Origin of the sequence: Streptomyces violaceus (assembly GCF_036014075.1) — a bacterium.
GTDB classification, from domain to species: Bacteria; Actinomycetota; Actinomycetes; order Streptomycetales; family Streptomycetaceae; genus Streptomyces; species Streptomyces violaceus.
Genome location: NZ_CP107911.1, coordinates 3,722,820 through 3,743,419, shown reverse-complemented (window position 1 = coordinate 3,743,419; position 20,600 = coordinate 3,722,820). Strand labels below are relative to the sequence as shown.

Annotated in this window: 21 protein-coding genes; 7 read left to right on the top strand and 14 right to left on the bottom strand. The window is 65.4% G+C overall.

Going from position 1 to position 20,600, the window contains the following annotated elements:
- The first annotated feature begins 234 nt into the window (after positions 1–234).
- Positions 235–537: a WXG100 family type VII secretion target gene (locus OG542_RS16760; protein WP_311127187.1), complete on the top strand. Its 303-nt coding sequence runs from the start codon at positions 235–237 to the stop codon at positions 535–537.
- Between the two features lie 78 nt (positions 538–615).
- Here the strand turns inward: OG542_RS16760 and OG542_RS16755 are convergent, their stop codons facing one another.
- Positions 616–1,296 carry a hypothetical protein gene (locus tag OG542_RS16755; RefSeq protein WP_328411736.1) on the bottom strand — a complete coding sequence of 227 codons (681 nt, stop codon included), beginning with the start codon at positions 1,294–1,296 and terminating at the stop codon, positions 616–618.
- Between the two features lie 47 nt (positions 1,297–1,343).
- On the opposite strand from OG542_RS16755, the gene OG542_RS16750 reads away from it, so the two are divergent.
- On the top strand, positions 1,344–1,928 hold the full coding sequence (locus OG542_RS16750) for a hypothetical protein (protein ID WP_328411734.1): 585 nt from the start codon (positions 1,344–1,346) through the stop codon (positions 1,926–1,928).
- Between the two features lie 454 nt (positions 1,929–2,382).
- Here OG542_RS16750 and OG542_RS16745 read toward each other — a convergent pair whose 3' ends face one another.
- From OG542_RS16745 to OG542_RS16690, 12 genes are all read right to left on the bottom strand, one after another.
- The gene (locus OG542_RS16745; protein WP_328411732.1) at positions 2,383–3,036 is read right to left on the bottom strand and encodes a hypothetical protein; all 654 of its coding nucleotides are present in this window, start codon (positions 3,034–3,036) and stop codon (positions 2,383–2,385) included.
- Complete coding sequence (locus OG542_RS16740; RefSeq protein ID WP_311127191.1) at positions 3,033–3,716, bottom strand: hypothetical protein; 684 nt, start codon at positions 3,714–3,716, stop codon at positions 3,033–3,035. Before OG542_RS16740 ends, OG542_RS16745 begins: the two co-directional genes overlap by 4 nt.
- Positions 3,713–4,060: a hypothetical protein gene (locus OG542_RS16735; RefSeq protein WP_311127192.1), complete on the bottom strand. Its 348-nt coding sequence runs from the start codon at positions 4,058–4,060 to the stop codon at positions 3,713–3,715. Before OG542_RS16735 ends, OG542_RS16740 begins: the two co-directional genes overlap by 4 nt.
- Before the next feature lie 119 nt (positions 4,061–4,179).
- Positions 4,180–5,481 (bottom strand): putative T7SS-secreted protein, encoded by a 1,302-nt coding sequence (locus OG542_RS16730; protein WP_328411730.1) that lies wholly within the window; start codon positions 5,479–5,481, stop codon positions 4,180–4,182.
- A gap of 3 nt (positions 5,482–5,484) precedes the next feature.
- The gene (locus OG542_RS16725) at positions 5,485–5,799 is read right to left on the bottom strand and encodes a hypothetical protein (protein WP_311127194.1); all 315 of its coding nucleotides are present in this window, start codon (positions 5,797–5,799) and stop codon (positions 5,485–5,487) included.
- A gap of 337 nt (positions 5,800–6,136) precedes the next feature.
- Positions 6,137–6,862 carry a hypothetical protein gene (locus OG542_RS16720; protein WP_328411729.1) on the bottom strand — a complete coding sequence of 242 codons (726 nt, stop codon included), beginning with the start codon at positions 6,860–6,862 and terminating at the stop codon, positions 6,137–6,139.
- A gap of 61 nt (positions 6,863–6,923) precedes the next feature.
- A complete protein-coding gene (locus OG542_RS16715; RefSeq protein ID WP_328411728.1) occupies positions 6,924–7,838 on the bottom strand; it encodes a hypothetical protein in 915 nt (304 codons plus the stop codon).
- Positions 7,839–7,890: 52 nt separating this feature from the next.
- Complete coding sequence (locus OG542_RS16710) at positions 7,891–9,096, bottom strand: WXG100 family type VII secretion target (RefSeq protein WP_328411726.1); 1,206 nt, start codon at positions 9,094–9,096, stop codon at positions 7,891–7,893.
- Between the two features lies 1 nt (position 9,097).
- Complete coding sequence (locus OG542_RS16705; protein WP_311127198.1) at positions 9,098–9,397, bottom strand: hypothetical protein; 300 nt, start codon at positions 9,395–9,397, stop codon at positions 9,098–9,100.
- Positions 9,398–10,290: 893 nt separating this feature from the next.
- Positions 10,291–11,328 carry a hypothetical protein gene (locus tag OG542_RS16700; protein ID WP_328411723.1) on the bottom strand — a complete coding sequence of 346 codons (1,038 nt, stop codon included), beginning with the start codon at positions 11,326–11,328 and terminating at the stop codon, positions 10,291–10,293.
- 38 nt (positions 11,329–11,366) lie between these two features.
- Positions 11,367–12,038 (bottom strand): hypothetical protein, encoded by a 672-nt coding sequence (locus tag OG542_RS16695; protein WP_328411721.1) that lies wholly within the window; start codon positions 12,036–12,038, stop codon positions 11,367–11,369.
- 1,058 nt (positions 12,039–13,096) lie between these two features.
- Positions 13,097–13,903, bottom strand: a complete 807-nt coding sequence (locus OG542_RS16690; RefSeq protein ID WP_328411719.1) for a hypothetical protein — start codon at positions 13,901–13,903, stop codon at positions 13,097–13,099.
- An 810-nt stretch (positions 13,904–14,713) separates the two neighbouring features.
- On the opposite strand from OG542_RS16690, the gene OG542_RS16685 reads away from it, so the two are divergent.
- The 3 genes from OG542_RS16685 to OG542_RS16675 all read left to right on the top strand — a co-directional run bounded on the left by OG542_RS16685 (position 14,714) and on the right by OG542_RS16675 (position 17,308).
- Positions 14,714–15,373, top strand: a complete 660-nt coding sequence (locus OG542_RS16685; RefSeq protein WP_328411717.1) for a hypothetical protein — start codon at positions 14,714–14,716, stop codon at positions 15,371–15,373.
- Complete coding sequence (locus tag OG542_RS16680; RefSeq protein ID WP_328411715.1) at positions 15,358–16,401, top strand: hypothetical protein; 1,044 nt, start codon at positions 15,358–15,360, stop codon at positions 16,399–16,401. The genes OG542_RS16685 and OG542_RS16680 overlap by 16 nt, the downstream gene beginning before the upstream one ends.
- A gap of 412 nt (positions 16,402–16,813) precedes the next feature.
- Positions 16,814–17,308 (top strand): hypothetical protein, encoded by a 495-nt coding sequence (locus tag OG542_RS16675; RefSeq protein WP_328411713.1) that lies wholly within the window; start codon positions 16,814–16,816, stop codon positions 17,306–17,308.
- A 10-nt stretch (positions 17,309–17,318) separates the two neighbouring features.
- On the opposite strand, the gene OG542_RS16670 is transcribed toward OG542_RS16675, so the two are convergent.
- On the bottom strand, positions 17,319–17,537 hold the full coding sequence (locus OG542_RS16670) for a hypothetical protein (RefSeq protein WP_328411712.1): 219 nt from the start codon (positions 17,535–17,537) through the stop codon (positions 17,319–17,321).
- A 115-nt stretch (positions 17,538–17,652) separates the two neighbouring features.
- Here OG542_RS16670 and OG542_RS16665 point away from each other — a divergent pair, with 115 nt between their 5' ends.
- Both OG542_RS16665 and OG542_RS16660 read left to right on the top strand, forming a co-directional pair.
- Positions 17,653–18,213, top strand: a complete 561-nt coding sequence (locus tag OG542_RS16665) for a hypothetical protein (RefSeq protein ID WP_328411711.1) — start codon at positions 17,653–17,655, stop codon at positions 18,211–18,213.
- A gap of 450 nt (positions 18,214–18,663) precedes the next feature.
- Positions 18,664–20,589: a glycosyltransferase gene (locus OG542_RS16660; RefSeq protein WP_328411710.1), complete on the top strand. Its 1,926-nt coding sequence runs from the start codon at positions 18,664–18,666 to the stop codon at positions 20,587–20,589.
- Positions 20,590–20,600: the final 11 nt, after the last annotated feature.

The window sequence follows — 20,600 nt, the reverse complement described above, 5'->3', positions numbered from 1 at the left end:
GCAATGGGGAGGCGCCGAGACGTTCCCGATGGCAACGTCGTACACGACTTCATGACGCCTCGTTCACAAGCCGGGGATGTGGCACCACAGGCCACACCCGTAAGCTGCAACCGCAAGAGCGGACGATCACACCGGTTGCCACGTGCGATCAGTAACTCGACCTGTGGGTCGATGAGTCCGCAAACAGGGAGCCACGGGGGTTGGCCCTGCGGCGTTGTGAGAGGGAGCGGCTTCATGGCCAAGGACCTTGATGTCACTTATCAGGACATGCGGGATGCTGCCAAGCATGTCGTGAAGGAGAAGGAAAGGCTCCAGGAGAAGCTCGAGGGCCTCAAGAAGTACATCAACAACCTCGTGCAGGGCGGCTACGTCACGAAGAGCTCGTCGAAGGCGTTCGACGAGAACTTCGACGAGTTCGTGCGCGGCATGAAGGACACGCTCGACGGTCTGGACGGCATGGGTGACTACCTGACCATGGCCGCGGACAAGTTCGAGCAGATTGATGACGAGCTGGCGAAGCAGGCTCGGAGCAAGTAGGGCCTGGGTGGTTGCCCGGTGCGGGCGGCAGCGGATGCCGCCCGCACCGGGCAGGCTCGTCCGGTCGGCCGAGGCCCGTCAGCTGCCGGGGAGGGGCTGCCGGAGCAGGTGCATGTGCAGGTCGCTGCGGAGCTCTTCCGTATCGACGCGCAGCCAGGATCCGTCACCGAAACGTATGAGCAGCAACCTCGTCTCGAACTCGCCGGAGAAGGGGTCGACGAGGGTTGCTTCCGAGGCGGGAATGCGGGCGACGACCTGCAGACGCTTCTCCCGCCCCACGCTGACGCGCTTCGGCGGAGCCGCCAGGACGATTCCCTCCTGGGTCGCGAACAGCATGCGCTGGTGGTGGGTGGAGTGGCCGTACCAACGCAGCAGGAACTGCCCGGCGTCACCGTGCCAGTCCCCGTCGAAGACCTTGTCGAGGCCTTGTTGGGTGATGGTGGCGTCCCTGCGCCTGTCCTCCTCCCTCTTGGCCCGCCGCTGCTCCTTTTCTTCCTTCGTATCGAGGACCCGCTTGACGGCTTCTTCCGCTTCGGCCAGAAGAGTCAACAGCATGAGGAGGAGCTCGAACGGCGCACCGAGCACCATGCCGATCATGCCCAGCGGGGGCATTGCGGCAGGGCGGATCCGGGGGTTGCCCGCGGCCTGCAGTACGTCTGCGGGGGGCTTCGGGATCTTGTCGATGAAGCACCAGGCGCCGGCTTCGGCTTGGGTGCCGAGGCGGTTCATTGCCAGGCGCTGCTTGCTCCTAGGTGTCACGTTAGGACTCTCCTGATGACGAGGGTTGTATATAGAAGGATGGACAAGTGGGCAAACAGGCTGGAAAAGCAGCAGAAAGGGGCACCGGGGAACGATTCCGGGCGCGGGACGGCTTTGGCCTTGCCGGGATGATTCTCCTCCTGGTCGCGGCCCTGGCTGTGCTCCTTCTGGTCATGGGCCTCTGGAAGCGCTTCGCGCGCGAGACCGCACCCACACTGGTGAACCTGCCAGGTGGCTCCTGGACAATCGGGGGCGCCCTCGGGCTGATCTCTGTCCTGGGGGGGTTCGGTGCACTGAGGTGCTCGGCCGCATCGCCGGCTGGTACACGGCTGACCCGTGCACTGCGAGCCGTCGGCACGGCAGCGTGCTGCGCGGCGGCATTCGGCCCGTTCTTTTACCTCCTGGGCGCGCTCCCCGGCAAGAACTGCCGCTCGTATGACACGAGTTGTTCCTACCTGCCCGGAACGGGCAGCGCATTCCTGGCATACGTCGTCAGCGCCGGCGCGGTGGGGTGGCTCCTCTACCGCTGGGGCGGCGTGAGGGACGAGGCGAGGGCGGTGCGGGAGCGGGAACGGCTGCGGAAGCTTCGGAAGAAGGGCAAGGGGAAGAGCCGGGCGGCGCGCAGGCCTTGAGGAGTCGTTCTGCAGGCACCCACCCGATGCATCGCCCCAGCGCTCCTCGAGGATGGTGCTAGGCGTTCGCTAAGGATGCCCGCGGCAGCCAGCGCGTCAGTGATGGGCCCTGGCTCGGGGCAACCGGAATTCGATCGCCTCGCCCGAGCGAAGCAGTACATCGACGGATGGCGGAAGCCACCCCACACCACTGCCTCTGGGGACTGCGCCCTGTACTTCGGAGAGTGGTGGGCGAGAGCAGACCGTACGTCTCGGAGGCCAGCAGGGCACCTGAGAGCCACCGCCAGCGCGGAGGGAGCGGACGTCCCGGTGAGAACCCGACCGCCTTTGGAGGAGGCGTCAGGCCCCGCTCGCCCTGGCCCATTTACCGTGCGGCGGATCACCGACGTGCTCACCGTCGCAGGACCCTGCGTACGGGCCATTCTCGCCCTTCACCACGCATCAACGGCCAGGATCATGAGGACTTCCAGGTATCCACTTCCTCATCCGGGCTGATCCGGATGGTGCGGGCGAACTCGTCGACGTCGTCGAGAGCCCGGAGGATACGACCGGCGTCGGGATCGGCCAGGATGATCAGGACGTCCGCGGCCTCCGTGCCCTTCTCATAGCGCCAGGCGTAACGGAGGCCGACGTGCACCTCGTTGCTGTCCTCGTCCTGGTAGTAGCGCAGCACTCGCAAGCCAGCTCCAAGGTGCGGGGAGTCGAAGTCCTCGACGATGGGGGGCTCGACGGCGTAGCTCGCATCAGCGTGGGTCAGCTCACGCAGCGCCGTTTCCCGGTCTTCACCCTCCTTGATCTCCACCAGGTCGACATACGCAGGAAGCGGGACCTCCCGAGGGTGCGGGAGATGGAGAAAGACCTCGAAGTCCGGAAAGGCTGCGGGGGCCCTGATGGCGTACATCAACAGGATGTTGGTCAGCAGGTCGACTTCGCCCGGTTTCGGCTCCTCCGAAGCGAAATCCCCCCAGAGGCCTTCCGCGAAGTAGCGTGCCCACGTCTCAGGCGTTTGTGCCTCCTCGACGTCCTCCAGGCCCGGTTCCGGCCACATGAGGGGGATGCGGATCCAAGGGGAGAGATCCATGGCGTGCTTGACGTTGAGCCAGCTCACTCATAACTCCATCTGAACGTGCCGACCACCGCGTCGAACAACTCGACCAGCACGCCGGTGAACTCACTGTCGATATCGCCGTCACCCGGTGTGGAGAAGTTGATGCTGATCCAGCGATCGGGATCGCCTGCCACGGGAACCACATACTCGACCCGCCGCGTCGGCAGGGCGGTTTGTTGCACGGGGTCAGGGGCGGAACTCAGCTTCTCCTCGTCAGGAGTGGAGCGGTAGGCGCGGCGGAGTGCGGGTGCCCCAGCCACGTCAACCTTTGTCGCCGTTCCGCCGCGGACGTCCTCGTTGGCCAGTTGATCGATCACTGCCTGTGGAGGAACCGCATGGCCCTGGCCGATCGGCATCTCGGCAACGATAAAAGACGCCATGAGGAAGATCCCCCCGCGCGGGAGCGCCGGAAGGTAGAGGTCGAGGCCGCCGTTTCTCCTGGCCGCACGGGCCTGCTTCTCCAACTGGCGACGCATGTCCAGCCGGAAGCGCATCGCGTCGTCCCGGGGAATGCCCTCCGGGACTCGCCCCATGTGTGAGAAGAGGACCTTCTCGAGTGCTTCCTTCGTGCCCTCGCGCAGGGGGATGCGGACCCAGCCGGGTGGCAGGACGAGCTCGTAGCCGCGGGGAGCGGTCGTCTCGACAAGGGGTGGCTGTTGCTCTAGATCGGACGTGCTCACGCGCGGGCCTGCTTCTTGAGCTGTCGGTCGGAAACCAGGATCGTCAGGGAGGCGAGCACCGAAATCACGGCAAGCCAGCTGTAACCGATGGCCGCAAATACGTTCGGGATCAGGAACAGGCAGGAAACGATCTTGATCACCTGGGAGAAGTTGGCACCCCTCCGCGGGTCCCGAATCAGCTCTCGGTTCATGATGAACAGGAGGAGCATAAGGACAGGTGCAATCATCATCGGCCAAGCTGCGTAGCCTTTGGTGAGCCAGTCCATCCCCCCATACTCGCTTCCGAGGTCCTGGAAGGCGAAACAGAGGATCGGCGCCAAAGTGAATGCGGCAAGGAATTTCATGGCCCGAGACTCTTCTGGGCTTTTCGCAGGGACTGTTGCCACTATCTCCCACTCCAGATAACTTGGCTTCGAATTTTGCTGTGCCTGATTACTGTCGACCGAACCTTACGCAGCATTTCTCACCAGCGACTCCCGACTTCACGTGTCAGAACGTCCTTGACGTCTCCGTACGCATCCCCGCCAAGTTTTTCCCCGGCCTTGTCTCCGAGGTCTACGAAGGTGGCTGCCCCGTAGTTCAAGCGGAAATTCCGTACGGCCTTGTCTGTTGCGTCGGCTGCCTCCCGTACGCTGGCATTTCCACCGAATTCAGCGCGCATACTCTTGGCGAACTTGCTCGCGCTGGCGACCTCCTTCTCGCCGCTCAGCAGGCGGTCCAGTCGGCTCGCCCCGGGCCGTGTTTCCTTCGCCCCGATCTGGCGTAGCGCATCCTTCGCGCGTACTGCTTTCGCGCCGCGGGCCGAGTCGGTGCCGTATCGCATGATGTTCTTGTCGAGCAGCTTGCGCAGATTCGCGTACCGCTGGAACCGTCCCGCTCTACTGGCGGCCTTAAGCGAAGTCGCTGCGGCCTTCACGCCCTTTATTGCGACGCTGCCAAATCCCAGCGTCGCGAGCGCGAAGACGTCCATGGCGACGTCCGCCCAGTTCCCGTCACCGGAGAGGGCCAGCATCGTGTGCCCGACGCCGACGAGCGCCGTAAGACTGAGGGTGGTCACCGCGATGAGGGTCGCCACCCATCCGACTGGCGTGAAGAGAAGGGCGATAACCCCGATAATGGTCGCTGCCCAACTCAGGATTTCGACCACGGTTTTGATCGTATCCGCATGCTCGTGGACCCAGTCTTTGAAATCCTCCCACTTGCTGTCCTTGATTATGTCCGAGATGTCTTTGTCGATGTTCTCGGCGTAATGCTGAGCGCGGGAGTCGCGGTCGGAGATGACCTGATTGAGTTGCTTGTGATACGGCGCAAGATGGCTGGTGGGGTCGGACTCCTCCGATGGCTTCTTGTCGCCATCCTTTCCGTCCTTCTTCGCCTCGGCTTCCTTCTTCTTCACCTCGGCAGCGTGTTCCTCGTCTGCCTTCTTCGCGGCTCGGAGGACGCCGTCGGCCCGTTCCTGGAAGCCCTCCAGTTCGTTGGCCCATTTGCCGAGGTCCCCGACCACACGTTCGTAGCGGCCCGCTGTCTCACGGAAGCGCTTTTCGAGGTCGCCGGACTTCTCGCGAATCTTGTCGGCGTACTTGCCCTGCAGCGCGTCACCGTCGGCGGCCTTACGCAGGATGCCAGCCTGGTCGCGGAGGGTCGAGGCGAGGTCCTTCATCCGGCGGACCTCGTCGCGGATGTCCTCAGGATCGCCGGGGATCGGGTCCTTCTCCGCCAGTGGATGCCAGTCGACCGGTCGACGCCTACCCTTACCCGTACCCATCGGTCACTTCCCCCCGCTTTGGCCGCGCTTCTTCTCGCTCGCGTTCTTGAGATCGAGGTCCAGCTTCTCGAAGCTCGTGAGCGCTGTCTCTACTTGCTTACTCAAGTCCTTGACGTTGTCGAGGAGTTCGCGCCGATAATTGTCCCAGTTGGTGACGAACTGATCCATCTTGCCGGCGATGCTGTCATGGCCCCAGATGTCATGGATGTCGGCACGGTGCTTGTCGATGCCGTGCAGAGCCTTATTGATGTCCCTCAGGTTTGTCTTCGAAGACTCTAGAAGTTTGTAATCGACTACCAGGCGGTCGTGCTCCCCCATGGGCCTCTCCGTTTGCACTTACGTGGTTCTACATGCTCCCGTGGGCTCAACCCACCGACACAGTCACCGCAAACGCCTCCCCGCTCCTCAGGGGCAGGAGCCCCTGGGCCTTCCCTCGTGAAGGTGGACACTCTTTCGTATGGTTATGCGGCAAGCGTGATGGTAGCTGATGCGTATTCGCAGTCGCTGGACCATGCCCGCCACCGAGGCATCTGCACCCTCTACTCCCTGTCCCGATCGTGCCCAAACGGTCGACCCTCCGGGTCGCCTGGCTGCTGCGTCCGGGCGTTTGGCCGTGTTCCGGCTTCGCAACCACAGCAGTGGACGAACCCGGAGATCATGCCTTTCTGGGCAGGTCTTTCGTGGGCTCCTCATCCAGTGCCTCCGCGGGGTCGACGAAGGAAACCGTCTCCAGGATGGCCGACATCAGGCGGTAGATCTCAGACCAGTGGGCCATCGAGGCCGTGTAGAGCGTGAAGATCGCTGTGCATGGCCCTGTAGGGAAGGGCACATGAACCTGGATTTGGCCTGTGAGGAGCTTTGTGTCCTCGCCGCTGGCGGACACTTCAGGGCTGAGATCGTATTCGCGCAGGGTGATGCAGGACACCGCAGGTCCGCACGGCAGGTCGAGCCAAATGGCGTTGTTGTACGGGTCGCTGGAGAGAGTTGCGAGGATGCCCTGGGCGACGACATCGGTATCAGTGCCGGCCTGGTCCGTGGGTGCGATGGCGACGGTGAGTGAGCATTGGGCGATACCCTCGGCGGGCTCGTGCCTGATCACTTGGCCGTCTGGAACGTCGGTCTCCTCTGTGGAGAACAATCCCATCGCCGCGTAGGAGACGCCGGTAGCCCCCATGAGTTCGGCTATGGCCGCGTAGTAGGGGGCAGCAGGATCCCAAATGCTCTCGTCGCCGCGGGAGTACAGCTCCCGCACGAAGGAGAGGGCTCGCTCGCTGCGTTCCTCCGGGGTGGCGGCGATGGGCAGGGCGAAGAAGCCCTCGGGGGCGAGGAACCAGAGGGGTGGAACGTTCCCGTCAGCAGTACTGACGTGCTGGGCATTCATGGAGTCAGCTGCGGGGATCATGTGGGGTAGAGCGCCGTTCTGGTTGAGTGCAGAGCCAGGGTCAGGTCAGGAAGTCTTCCTGGTGGTATTCCGTCAGGCGAAGTTCGGTGCCATTCGCGTCCATCACCGTGTTCAGCCCTGAGTGACCGAAGGAAGCGTGAACGGTGCTCGGAGCCAGAACCTCGATACGGAAGCAGCCGCACGGGTTCCGCCTAATCAGAGGCGGTCGGGCATCTGATGCCTGGGCCGCGGCGAAATCGTGGGCTGTGGTCCGCTGTGCCTGTGTGAGGGATGTCAAGGGGATGAATTCGGGAGGTTCGATCAGGTACCGAGTGAGCCTCTCCCGGTTGATGCTGCTCACTCTGACCCACGAGTCATCAGTGAACGCCATCTTCGCATCGTTGCCGATCTTGAAGTCTCGCAGTTCAACCCTCTTGATGTGAGATCGAGGGGCTTCCCAGAGGAACTCATCGGCGATGCGTTTTTCGTCCCCCTTGACGTAGGGGAAGCCCACGATCACGAGACGCCGGTCGGTGATGACCGCGTGCGTGCGGTACTGGTTCTGTGGGGAGCGAGCGGGGTCCAACTGCCAGGGCAAGGTGCGGGCGAGGGCGCCTGGGGCGGCCCACATGACGGGGAAGTCTTCCACCTCGTCAGCCCGGTCATGTGAGGTTTCCGAGCCCTTGTCTGAACGGCCTGGGCCGACGCTTCCCGCTTGAGACGACAGGAGCCCCATGACGGCGACCCCCACAGCCATGGCGGCGCCCTTCACGGTGTTCCGGCCGGCAGTACTGGCGGTGGAACGAGCGGTGTACGCAGGGCCTTCGGGCCAACCGTCGAGTTCGTCCTGGATGTCCTTGCGCTCGGTGTCACGGAACCAGCGCATTCCCTTGACCCGTGTGGCCGCACCCGTGGCGAAAGTCAGCGGAGCGCGGGCAATGAGGTTCTCTCCCGATCCGGGCCACCAAACGCTCATGTCCTTACAGTTCCTTTCCCGGTCCCCTGGGGTGCCATGACGACATCTTGGGTCAGTCGCCCGCTATATGGCCGTATACCTTAGGGGCAATCTTGAGGCCGGCGTCGAGGGCTATGCCGCCTGCGCCGAACGGGTTGATGTTCACCCCCGGAATCAGGTTGGCTCCCTTGGAGCCGATCAGCTGACCTTGATGGTAGCCCGCGTAGGAAAGGCCTCCCATGCGAGACATCAGGCCGCTGCTGCCATGTGCGACCTCGAAGACATCGTCGGACATACCGCCGATCTTCACCAGGCCGGCCTTGCCGAATCCTCCAACAATGTCTGCGGACTCCTTGCCGAAGGACATCAGAACTCGCGAACTGCCGAGCTTGGTTGCACTGAAGCCCTTGCCGAGCCTCTCCGCCGTCAACGCGGCCTTGCCCGCGCCGACCACCTTGACTCCCTTACCGAACATTCCGATGCCGGGCAGCAGCCCTACTGCGTCAAGCCCGAGTTGAGCCCAACTCACGTCAGCCCCAGCTGCCTTGGCCACCCCATGGGTTGCCAGCGTCAGGCCCGCGCCGATGAGCGCGGCAGTGCCGAAGATGGCCGCGAGGGGCGGGAACGGGAGAGTGACGATGGCCAGCAGTCCGAGGACCGCTGTGATGTCGCTCAGCACATCACCGATCGCCTTGATCAGGTCTGCGTGCTCCTTGAGCCAGTCGCCGGTGGCGTCCCAGGCGTCGGAGATACCGTTGCCCAGCTTTTCCCAGAAGCCCGGCTCGTCGGGGGCGATGTCGGCGGCCTTGTCCAGCTCCTTGCTGATCTTCGCAGCGGCCTGCTTGTAGCGGTCCTCGAGCTCATGGACCTTCTGGATGAGGCCGGTGACATCGCCGGAGGCCTTGCCGTACTCCTCGGTGCCTTCCTTGGCCTCGGCCTTGGCGTCGAGTTTCTCCCCGGCCTTCTTCTCCAGCCGGTCCGTCTCGTCCTGGAAGTCCTGGAGGTCGTTGGCCCAGCGGTGGAGCGCGCGGGATGCCTTGTCGAAGGACTCGTGGCTCTTGCGGATGAGCGGGGTGACGTCCTCGCCTATGTACTCGGTGAAGGCGACAGCGGTCTTGCCCTTCCAGGCGCCGCACTCTATTCGCTCCAGCTCTCGTACTGCCGTGCCCAGTTCGCCCGCCAACTTGCCCAGCCGTTTGGCGAGTTCCCGGGTGTCCTCCACGCTTCCGGGAGTGGGGTCCCAGCCGATGTTGGGAGGGATGGTGCGCTGACCAGCCACGCTACTTGCCCTTCTTCTTGGCCTTGAGTGACTGAGCCAGCTCCAGGTCAAGGCCGTCGAACGTCTCGCCGATCTTGTTGATCATCTTCACGGCGCCGTGGGTGTGCTTGCCGAGCTGCTTGATGCCGTAGCCCCAGTCATCGGCGAAGTCCTGGACGTCCTCGATGAGTTGGCTCTCGCCGACAGCCGAGGAGTCTGCGCCTCGGAGGTCGCGGCGGGCATCCTCCATGCGGTCGCTGATGGAGGAGAAGGTCTTCTTCAGATGCTCGAAAATGGTGTCTTCGAGGCGCAGATCGCTCATCTTGAGATTCAGTCCCTGTCGGTGGGCGCCGGCTGCGGAGTGCCGGACCCCGGCCTGTGCCGGATCAGCGGTTGGCGGCTGTGACCGCTCGGGCGGCGAGATCGCGGTCCCTGTCGAAGGGGGTGATCACGGACGACGCGCGACAGACAGGCTGGCGTGCAGAGTGGCAGGTGGCGCTTCAAGTGACTCCCCCGAGAAGCATGAATGGTCAGCCAGGTACTCCGACGGTATCTGCTAGGTTTCTCGGTTCGCCAGTGCGAACTTCTCCATAGAATCGGGTGATTTCTGCGCCTAGATGGAGGTGTTCGGGGTCGGCGGATATCGGCATGTGCTTTTCAGGAGCGGGCCAGGTGAACGTTCATCGAGGCAGATAGTCGCCGCCGTGAAGGAATTTCCACAAAGGTCACACCATTGCGTCAGCTGATGGGCGCTCGTTCCGGCGGCTGCCCCGCATGGGGTCATCCGTTGCCATGCCGACCAACTACCTCTGCGGGCAAGGTCATGCTGACCACGGAAGTGGGCGTGGAGAGGGAACTGGCGGGGGACCCGACGAAGGGTGCGATGCTGCGGGATGTGGCGTACTCGGCCCAGGCCCGCCTTGAGGGCTTCGTCAAAGGCGATGATCACGCCACCAACCTCGATCTTTGCCTTGCGGGGCTAACTCTTGCTTATTGGAGCGAGCAGATCGCGGCCGCGAAGCAGCAGGGGCTGACGAGCACTGGCGCCTACCTACTAAGACTTCGAGGTCACGGACATCGTCAACGACAAGGCAGCGGCGGTCAGTTACTGCGAAAACCAACGGAAGGCTTACTCCAAGGAGATCAAGACCGATACCGACCTGGTCCGCCCGGTCAGGGTGCTCCTGGCCGAGCGGAGCGACGAATCTCGGGTCGTCACCTGTTGACGGCTTGGATCTCCTGGACGGTGATGTCCTGGTCGTTGCCGAAGGTGCCGTTCGGGAGGTCGTCGCCGGCGCCGCCTGTGCCGGTCCAGGTGATCTCCCACGTGATGGTGGCCTGGAGCTTGTATGTGCTGTTGCCGGAGGAGCGGAGGTACTTGATTCCGCACGGCGGTGTCTCATTGGCCTTGCCCTTGGCGTAGGGCTCGCCGATGGAGTCGTCGGCGTTGATGGTGCATTCGCCGGAGGCCGGGTAGGTCTCGGCGTCCTCGGTGCCAGGCTCCAGCTTGAGGGATGCCGGTTTGGCGGTCGTGGTGGCCTGGATGTTGAAGCCGGGGACGTTGAGAGCCGCCGTGGCCTGGACCTCGTCGAAGACGGCCTTGTCGAGCCAGGCCCAGGTCGGCAGGTTCACCTTGGTGTTGGTCTCGGGAGCGAGGGTGACCTCGGTGTCGGGGAGCTCCATGTGCTGGTAGGCGAGAGCGGCGAGGATCTCCGGGGTGATGGCCTCTTCGTACCGGGGCGGCGGGGCATCGCCGTTCTCGACCCAGAAGGGGAGCTCGGAGCACGAGGTCCGCTTGAGGTAGTCCGGCTCGTTGGGGTTCTCGACGCCGGCCCAGAACATTCCCTTGCCGTCGTTCTCGACGTTGTAGTCCTTGTAGCCGGGGGTGTCGGTCCAGCCGTAGCCGTCCTCGTAGTGCCGCTTCGCCTCAGTGAGCGCCGCACCTGCGGTCCCGCCCATTCCGGGTGTGTTCAGCTGGCCCTCGAGGTGCTTGGACATCTCCTTCTTGAAGTCCTTGGCGCCGAGGTAGGGGGCGTACCAGCAGGGGGGCGGTGTCCAGTTGACGTCCGAGGAGGTCACGTTTCCGGTGCTGCCGTCCTTGGTGACGGCTCCGGAGTAATTGATGCGGGCGGCGGCGTAGATGCCTTGCTTGTCGCCGCCGCCCGACTGTTCTGTGTTGGCACCCTGGGTGTTGGCCGGCTCTTCTCCGGCGTAGGCCGGTTCCGCGAGGGCGAGGACGCTCAAGGCCAGCATCAGGGCAGCCGCACCGGTTGCTGTATGCCGTGACCTGTTCACTGGCACTTTGCCGCCTTCGCCTCGACGAACACCTTGGACGCCTGCCACAGACCGTCTCCGGTGGGGAGCTTGACCATGATGATCTTGAAGTAATCGAAGTCCGTGATGTTGGAGGTGCCCTTTAGGACTTTTCCGGTCTTGATCTCTTTGGAGTAGAACTTGCTCGAGTCCACGCAGAAGGCAACCTCCACCGAGTTGCCGTTCGGCGCGGACCGGGTGGTCGCCTGGTAATGGCGCCGTGTGCCGGTTGCCGTCCAGCCGCCTTCTAGCCTGGCGCCGATCTGCGTTTTGCCGTAACTCAATCCATCGCCTGTCGAGTAGGCGACCAAGGCGGCGTCCTTGGTCGAACGCTTGTCGACACCTCGGTAGATGGCCCGGACGAAGTTCGCCGCGTCTTGCATCGCAGCCGCTTCGTTCTTGTCCTTCGGCTTGTCCCAGTCGAAGACCAGGTCCATGTCCTCAGGCAGCGACACGTCCACGCCGTCCGGCTTGTCCCCTGCCGGCGCTCCCGAGGGTGACGCCGACTCCTTCGGCGTCTTCGTTCCCTGGTCGGCGCCAGCGATCTTGTCGTTGTCGCTGGACTTTTCGTCCCCGCTACCGCAGGCCGTCAACAGCAGTGCTGCCGTCGCCACCAGTGCGGCAGCAACGGGCAATGGGCGGCGCTTCACAGTGACTCCCCGTGAGACAGAAGTTCAGTTAAGGGCACCGACGGTATCGGTGAGGTTCCCGGTTTCACCAGAGCGAACTTCCGCGAGAACAGGGGCAATCCGGGGTGTACGGGACTCAAGGGTGCTGGTTGTGTCCTGATCGTGCTCAAACAGGGGTGACCCCGGATGCCGCTGTGTGCGATGTCCGGGGCCACGGTGCTCAGGTGCCTCGATTCGCTAGTGCGGTGTCTTGCACCTCAGGCAAGCGCACGGAGGAAACGCCGACATGACAGGGGCCGGGTCGGTGTGTTCGTCGGCCAGGATCTCGACCCCGCTTCGGTCGTCGGTCAACGCACATTCGGAGGGCGGGGCGGGCCGCCATCGGGTGGCCGCCGGGACTCGTACGCCGTGGATGGGCTTGTGGCCGCCCGAACCGTTCTGCGAGGGCAACACGAACACGATCCGACTGGCACGTGCCTGACTGTCCGCCGCGCCGTTACCGAGCTCCGTTAGCGCGGTCTCGTAGTCACGCCTCCCGCGAAGGCGCACTTTCGTCGCGTACCACGCGGAAGCCATCGAGTCCAAGGTGGCGATCAGGAGTAACTCCCTCGGTGCATCGGCGTGGACGATGTCGCGATTCGGTTGCTGCCGGGTGAAAGAGGTCGCCGAACGCATACGCGCTGTTTTCGCCGAGCGTCTCGGGCACTACCTGGCGGAGCCTTGCCGCTGCCGGCCGAGGGTGGTGATGGCTGGGGCGGCGGCCACCGCGACGGCGGTGGCCCCGCCGGATTCGGCGTCGACCGCTTCCACTGCCATCGCGGGGCCCTACCCCGGACGCGAGCGTTGTCACGGCTCGCGAACCGTAGGGACGCGTTGGCACGTGCGAGTGAGCGAGCCTCTTGGATCAGGGTGCTGAGCGTGTTCACCTGATCGCGCAGTCGGATGTGCGATTCGGTCAACCGTCTGAGATATCGGGTAAATGGGGGAGATGGGTGGCCTGGAGCGGTGAGATTTGTGTGGCGTTCGGGGCATGATCGCTGCTCATGTCCGTCATTTCCGTTCCTGGGGCCCGCTTGCTGTCAGGAATCCGACGGGTCCTTGTAGAGCCGTACTGTTGCGGCAATCCTCCGCACCATTGATTCCGGTACCTCGTCGGATACGCCCTTGGCGCCGAAGAACGACCAGGAGGCCAGGTCCCCTGGGGTGTTCTTGAAGGCGAATGTCCACGCCTTGCCGTCCGTCGAGCACTTCTGTGATTTCTTCACGCCCACGGACCAGGCGGTTCCCAGGCTCCCCTTGATGCCGGTGTCCGTGGTGAACGGCTCCACGGTGCCCGGCCTCACCTTGGTCTTGTCGGGCTGGGTGAATTGCCCGTACACCCAGGCTTTGGGGTCGGCGCCGGCGATCTCCTCGGTACTCCGGGCGCCGTTGTTGCCCCTGGAACCTGCGACGGCCAGCGGTGTGTCCTCCGCGGTGCCGTCCTTGTCCTCGTCCGAGGTACACCACTGTTCCTTCAAGTACGCGGGGGCGCGCATCCCGATCAGTGGTGTGTCGTCCGGGTCATCGTTCTCGGAGACGTACGTGACCCAGTCCGTGGACTGGAGCGCCCACTGCGGCGGAACGTCAAATGCGATTCCCTGGCTCGGGTTCACCACAACCTTCCAGCCCTTGACTGTGGCGGTCTCGGTGTCCGTGTCCTGAGGATTGTTCGGACTCGCCTGTGGAGAAGCCGTCTTGGTGGGGTCGGTGCCTGCCCGGTTGTCCTCGCCGCTGCCGAGTAGGAAGAAGCCGGTTGTGGTCGCGGCTGCTACGACGGCAGTCGCCGCGATGACGGCGACGATCGTGCTGCGGCTCCGGCCGCCACTCGGCGGCGGAGGCGCCGGCATACCGGCCTGATGCGGGGGCGCGTTCGGCGCCTGCGGCTGCTGGAATGGGTTCGGCTGGTGGTACCCGGGCTGCAGGTACGGATTCGATGGCTGCCCGGCCGGCTGCTGCGGTTTCTGCCCGCCCTCGGGTGGCTGCTTTCCTGGCCACATGCGGCGTAACGATACGATGATCAGCGCCGGAGTGTGGTGGGTCGAGACGGGCGGACTGCTCAGTACGGGGCGTCCCGTCGGTAGGCATCTCTGACTGAAATCCTGTCGACGGGCGAGCAGGAAGCGGACGGGTGACGGTGACGTCCTGGGCCGGGTGACGGTGACGTCCTGGGCGCCGTTCTGCCTTCCACCGCCGGGGGATTCAGCATGCGTGCAGCGATAGGCGTGTACAGGGCACATCCGGCTGCCTGGACGGCAGCCCGCAGTTGCGCTGCCGCCCTTCTGCTCCGTGTTGGCTCCCTTCTGGCACGATCTCGACCTTGCCGCGGTCCTCGGTGACCGTGCCGTCGGCGTCGACCGTCACCACCCGGGGCATGGGCTACTTCGTCGCGGAACGCTGAGCGAGTCCGGCGGTGCCCTCGGTGCTGCAGCCGTGGTGAAAACCGCCTGGCGGCACCCCCGGTACATCAACGTGTCGTACGCCTTCCGCACCGGTTAAGCCTGGGGAACCTTCACCGAGCGCCGGTGGTCGCGACCGTGAAGAGGGGGGCGAAGAACGGCGCGCAGACGCATCAGCCCCTTGTGCCGGTTGGAGTGGCGTCTGCCGCTCATGGGATCATCCGTTGGCACTCTGACGACCTATCTCTGAGGACGAGCCTCATGCTGACCACGCGACGAAGGGCGGCCGTTGCCTCCCTCTTTGCTGTTCTCTCGCTGTCCATGACCGGTTGCAGCAGCGACTCCGACGACGGATCAGGGAACGACAAGATCGCCGGAGCGGAGTCGGGAAAGGCCAGTCCCTCGACTCCGTCGCCCTCTGCGCCCGCTGAGAAGAACGCGCCGAGCTTTGGCTTTCCCTCGGACATCAAGGTGGCGGTGGATCGCCAGTCGTCAGGTGACCCGACCAAGGACGTCATCCTGCGGGACACGGCGTACGCGGCCCAGGCCCGCGTCGAGGCCTTCGCCAAGAGCGAGAGCCAAACGGCCAACATGAGTCGCTATTTCGCTGCCAACGCCCTTTCCTACTGGGCTGGCAGGGTCGAGTCCTTCAGGAAGGACGGGCTGACCGTGACGGGCGACTACCGCTACTTCGACTTCGAGGTCACTGACGTCGCAGACGGCAAGGCGGCGGTTCGCTACTGCGAGGACCAGAGCAAGGCGTACAACAAGGAGATCAAGACGGACAAGGTGCAACGCACCAAGCCGAGCGACAAGAGCTTCGTCTTGTACTCGGTCCAGGCCGCGCGGGGCTCCGCGGGCGACTGGCAGGTGACGCAGCAGAGTTGGGAGAAGGGGGACCCTTCATGCGTGCAGCGGTAGGCGCGTGCAGGTCACATCCGGCTGCCTACACGGCAGCCGCAGTCGGTCTCGTTGTGGCGCTGGGCACGGGATCCCCGGCGTATGCGGACGAAACCACAGGTGGTGACCAGTCGACCACTCAACCCAACACGGGTTCCGGTCAGTCCGACACTGACTCCGGCGCTGAATCCGGCAGCGGCTCCATCGGCGCCCACATCCGCATCAACCAGAGCACCCCCGCCTCCAGCGGCTCCACGGCAACCGCCACCTCCTCGGACGCCAACTGGAAACCCCCGGTGTGCTGGTACGAACCGATGTACACGCCGGAGGAGTACGAGAAGTTCATCAAGTCCGCGTACGGAGGGGCGGGAGAGCCTGCTGCGAGTTACGCCAGGAAGCGGGACAAAGAGAACTATCACAAGGGTGACAAGGGCCTGTGGTGGCAGGTGCAGTTCCGGGATCTCACCTACGACGAGGCCTGCCCCGTAACACCGGAGAACTGGGAGATCTGGGTCCCTCCTGCTGACCCGCAGCCGGACCCCAACAAGGTGACTCCCGAGATTCTCTCCGACCTGGCCTTTAACTCAACCAAGTTGCCCGCCCCGCCGGTGGAGTTGCAGCCGCGTGCGGACCGGCTGCTCGTGAACCTCGGTACGCGGGTGGCGTTCAAGGGCGATCTCGACCGCGTGTGGACGACCGCGAGCCTCGACTACAAGGGTGTTCAGCTGGCCGCGACCACCGTCGCCACCCCTGTTGCGCTCAAGGTCGACGCCGGTACCGCCGACGCCGATCCGCAGAGCTGCATTTACGACCTGGTCAAGGGTAAGGACGGCTACACCGCCGACAGCGAGGGCGCCGGCTGCAACGTCACGTACCTCCGCGCGTCCGGCAGCGGCACCTACCCCTTCAAGGCGTCCATCACCTGGAAGGTGACCTGGACCGACTCCGCCGACCCGGACGGTCCGCCGCGAGAGCCTGGGCTCCCGGACGGGCTGTCGACATTCGAGCAGGACGTGACGGTCAAGGAGGCCCAAGCCGTGAACCGCTAGGTGCACAGGCACTGGACCGTAGGAGGTACTACACCGAGCAGACTGTTTGGGATGGATGCTCGGTACAGCACCCTGGTGCGAAAAGGCAGCCGCGTTACGGCTTCCGGCTTCGCCGGGCCTCCGAGCTGCGTCGGGTTGGGGTTGCCCGTGCCGGTCCAGGTGATTTCCCAGGTGACGGTGGCCTGGAGTTTGGTTTGAGCAGACGTGATCGTAGGGGAGGGCCGGGCCGTGGACGGCGCGCGTGGTGAAGAACGTGCCTGAGGGTGTTCTTCGGGTTGGGCGAAGTGATCAAGGAGTCTGGTGGCGAACCGACTTGGTGCGGTGGTCGGTGTTCAGTCTCCTGTGCGCCGGCGGGTCGCTGGGCCTCGCATGGCTCAGCCCTGTCGTGCCGCTGTGGAGTCCGGCTCGTGGGGTGGCCCTGCTTCTTGCCTGGCTCGTGCTACCGCTGGCGTCCGTTCTCGTGCCGGTGCTGATGATGCGCAGGATTCCGCTCAAGCAGCGGAAACTGGCCTGGCAGCTCGTCGTTCCCGTCATCGCGGGGATCGCACTGGGCGTATTCGGCAACGCGGCCGGTGATCAGGTTGCCTTGGCGGAGCGGGGCGAGTGGGCCGACACCGTGGTCGTGCGCAAGGACAACGCCAGCACCAACCACTGTGACCTACGGATGGTCGGCGGGCGCGAGCTCTCTCGCTCGCTCTCGGAGGGCCAAGGGTGCAGGGACTGGGTGGAGGCGGGTGACAAGCTGCGTGTGCGGTACGACCCCGCAGGCGTCGCCAGCCCGACCACCGACATGGAGCGCAGCTCGAACGCCGGTTTCCTCGCGACCGTCTTCGGTCTCGCAGTCGTGATGGGCACCTGGGGCGGTGTGCGGCAGAGCCGGTGGGACAGGGAGTACGCCTCGGCGTGAGCGTACGTGCTCAGTACAGAGCTTCCTTCCGTACTTCGATCCGCCTCCACTCCACCCACCGCCCCAGCCGCTCCCCACGACCCGCCAGTACCAACAGGACGAACGGTGCCGGAAGGCCGACCAGGGCGACCGCCCAGGCCGGCAGGAGCCAGCCCAGTTGGGATACGCACAGGCAGCAGGCCAGCAGGCTCGCTGACGTGCGGGCGAACGACCTCGCGCTGTCGGTCATCGTGCGGCGGCTGTCGGTGGAGCGGGGGAGGAGCGCGCCGAGGAGGGTGCCGAGGGCCGCGCCCGCCAGGAGGCCCCAGAGTGCGCCGCCCGGCAGGCATGGCCGGGAAGCCGTCGTGGGGGAAGTCGAAGGAGCGGCCGAACACCAGGCCCGTGACCACGCCGATGAAGGAGGCGCACAGCACGGTGACCGCTGTGAGCTGGTCTCGGATCTGCGCGGCGAGGGAGCCCTCGTCGTCGCTTCGTACCTCACGGAACACACCGCCCGAGCCCACCACGAACAACGGCGTGCAGACCGCCATCAGGATCGCCGCGCCGAACAGACCGCCGTTCTTGCCCGGAGCGTCCGCGGCAGGGAAGAAGCCCTGCACCAGCCACGCCACTGCCGCCATGAGCACGACGTACAGCCAGTAGCCGGCGATCAGTGCCCAGCCCACGCCGACGCGGGCGCGCCGTGCCAGTGCCAGCGGGGTCTGGAGCAAGCCGGCGACGGGCAGGGCGACCAGGGCCCACGCGAAGACGAAGGCTTCGGAGCCGCGATCTTCGGCCTGGACCTTCTCGAAGAGTGCCGGGGTCGGGGAGAGGCCGAGTCGTTCCGGAGCCGTCGTCAGCAGCAACGTCAGGGCCACAGAGGCGACTCCAGCCGTCGTGCCGGCGGCGATGCGTGCGATGCGTGAGGTTCCGGCTCGCGGAGTCGGTGCCTTGCTCGCCGTTCCGCCCGTAGCCGCGGTCATCCGGTGCCTCTCCCGTGAGCTCTGTGCAGCCTGTGAAACTCGTTGTTATGGCCATGCGGCCGAAGTTGCGAAACTACACTCGCGCCCCATGCGTAACTCCCGCAGCACCAAGACGTCCGCTTCACCCGGTGAGTTCTACTCAAGCGCGTGGAGAAGACGGCCCGCGGGAGCCTATGCGTGGTCAGAGCCCGGGGGCGGTGACGCACCCTGACCCCCGCCAAGGCCAAAGCCAAATCCAAGGCCCGCGCCCGTCACAAACAATCCCGCGACCCCCGAGCCCACTGGCTCCTCCTCGCCCTCACCCTCCCCGTCGTCTTCGCCTTCCTGATCTTCGAGGGCTGGACCCAGCACGAGGTCGATGCCGCGAAGACGCGGACGCCCTGTGCCTCGCCCGTGCCCGATGCCGTGGCGCGGGGCGGGCCCGTGATCGGGATCAACCGGGACGGGATACGGACCGGGGCCATGCCCGCCCGGACCGTGGCGCTCACCTTCGACGGTGGGCCGGACCCCGTGTGGACGCCGCGGCTGCTGGAGCTGCTGAAGGCCAACCGGGCGCGTGCCACCTTCTTCGTGCACGGGGCCCAGGCCGCCCGGCATCCCGAGCTCGTCCGGCGGATCCGGGCCGAGGGGCATGAGATCGGGTCCAACACGTACACCGGGGCCGTGCTGGGGGAGTCGTCCGCGCCCCGTTTCGAGGCCGAACTCGAGTTGACCCAGAGTGCGTTGGCCGGGAGCACCGGGCAGCGGACCAACCTGTTGCGGATGCCGCGGACGACGACCCCCGACACGCTGTGCGGGCGGGAGTGGGACGCGGCGCGGCGGGCCACCGGGTACGGGTACGTGCTCGTCGCCGCCGACAAGGGCGCGCGGAAGCCGGCGCAGGGGATCGTCCGGCAGTTGAGCCAGACGGAGAGTGCCTATGCGGAGGCGCGCAGGCTGCTGAAGAACCGGACGGTCGACCGGTTCACCACCGTGTCCGACGGGCTCGGGCTCGTTCCGTACAAGTCCGCCTCCTTCGTCGAGCGGTGGTTGGGGGAGGCGCTGATCTGGACCACGCGGATCGGGCAGGTCTTCTCCACCGCCATGATCTGGATCCTCGGTGTCGCCGGTGGGCTCGGCATACTGCGGCTGTTGCTGCTCGCCCTGTTCGCGCGGGCGCATGTGCGCAGGCTGGAGCGGTTCCGAACCGGGGCGCCCTGGATGCGCGACGCGTCCGGGCCGGTGACCGTGCTCGTCCCGGCGTACAACGAGGAGGCCGGGATCGGGTCGACCCTGCGGTCGCTGCTCGACTCCAGCCACCGGGAGCTGCAGATCGTCGTGATCGACGACGGGTCGAGCGACCGGACCGCCGATATCGCCGAGAACATGGGTGACGCGAGGGTGGAGGTGGTGCGGCAGCCCAACTCCGGCAAGGCCGCCGCCCTCAACACCGGGCTCGCGCACGCCCGGTACGACATCGTCGTGATGGTCGACGCCGACACCGTCTTCGAACCCGACGCCATCGAGCGGATCGTCCAGCCGCTGGCGCATCCGGCCGTGGGCGCCGTCAGCGGCAACACCAAGGTCGGCAACCGGCGCACCCTGCTGGGCAGGTGGCAGCACCTCGAGTACGTCTTCGGCTTCAACCTCGACCGGCGCATGTTCGAGGTGCTGGAGTGCATGCCGACCGTCCCGGGTGCCATCGGGGCGTTCCGCCGGGACGCGGTGATCGGCGTCGGCGGGGTCAGCGAGGACACCCTCGCCGAGGACACCGACCTGACGATGGCCCTGTGGCGGGCGGGCTGGCGGGTGCTGTACGAGGAGTCCGCCGTCGCCTGGACCGAAGTGCCCACCAGCGTGCGGCAGTTGTGGCGTCAGCGGTACCGGTGGTGCTACGGCACGCTCCAGGCGATGTGGAAGCATCGCGGGGCGGTCTTCGGCAGGGGGCCCGCCGGGCGGTTCGGGCGGCGCGGGCTGACCTACCTCGCGCTCTTCCAGGTCGCCTTGCCACTGCTCGCGCCCGTCATCGACGTCTACGCCCTGTACGGCGTGCTGTTCCGCGACCCGGTGGAGTCGGCCGCGGTGTGGTTCGCCTTCTTCGGTGTGCAGATCGTCTGCTCCGGCTACGCGCTCAGACTCGACGGCGAGCCGGTGCGTGCCCTGTGGTCGATGCCGTTCCAGATCGTCGTCTACCGGCAGTTGATGTATCTCGTCGTCATCCAGTCGCTGGTCGCGCTGCTGGTCGGCAGTCGGCTCAGGTGGCAGCGGATGCAGCGCTCGGGCACGGCCGCTGAACAGATCGGTGGGCCCGTTCCGTATAAGAGCGTGCCGATGCCCTGACACCCACAGCA

What these genes read in the sequence shown, in the direction of transcription:
- OG542_RS16760 (WP_311127187.1), top strand. Translation starts at nt 235, where the DNA reads ATGGCCAAGGACCTTGATGTCACTTATCAGGACATGCGGGATGCTGCC.
- OG542_RS16735 (WP_311127192.1), bottom strand. Translation starts at nt 4,060, where the DNA reads ATGAAATTCCTTGCCGCATTCACTTTGGCGCCGATCCTCTGTTTCGCC.
- OG542_RS16730 (WP_328411730.1), bottom strand. Translation starts at nt 5,481, where the DNA reads ATGGGTACGGGTAAGGGTAGGCGTCGACCGGTCGACTGGCATCCACTG.
- OG542_RS16725 (WP_311127194.1), bottom strand. Translation starts at nt 5,799, where the DNA reads ATGGGGGAGCACGACCGCCTGGTAGTCGATTACAAACTTCTAGAGTCT.
- OG542_RS16720 (WP_328411729.1), bottom strand. Translation starts at nt 6,862, where the DNA reads ATGAATGCCCAGCACGTCAGTACTGCTGACGGGAACGTTCCACCCCTC.
- OG542_RS16715 (WP_328411728.1), bottom strand. Translation starts at nt 7,838, where the DNA reads ATGAGCGTTTGGTGGCCCGGATCGGGAGAGAACCTCATTGCCCGCGCT.
- OG542_RS16705 (WP_311127198.1), bottom strand. Translation starts at nt 9,397, where the DNA reads ATGAGCGATCTGCGCCTCGAAGACACCATTTTCGAGCATCTGAAGAAG.
- OG542_RS16700 (WP_328411723.1), bottom strand. Translation starts at nt 11,328, where the DNA reads ATGCTGGCCTTGAGCGTCCTCGCCCTCGCGGAACCGGCCTACGCCGGA.
- OG542_RS16690 (WP_328411719.1), bottom strand. Translation starts at nt 13,903, where the DNA reads ATGCCGGCGCCTCCGCCGCCGAGTGGCGGCCGGAGCCGCAGCACGATC.
- OG542_RS16685 (WP_328411717.1), top strand. Translation starts at nt 14,714, where the DNA reads ATGCTGACCACGCGACGAAGGGCGGCCGTTGCCTCCCTCTTTGCTGTT.
- OG542_RS16680 (WP_328411715.1), top strand. Translation starts at nt 15,358, where the DNA reads ATGCGTGCAGCGGTAGGCGCGTGCAGGTCACATCCGGCTGCCTACACG.
- OG542_RS16670 (WP_328411712.1), bottom strand. Translation starts at nt 17,537, where the DNA reads ATGACCGACAGCGCGAGGTCGTTCGCCCGCACGTCAGCGAGCCTGCTG.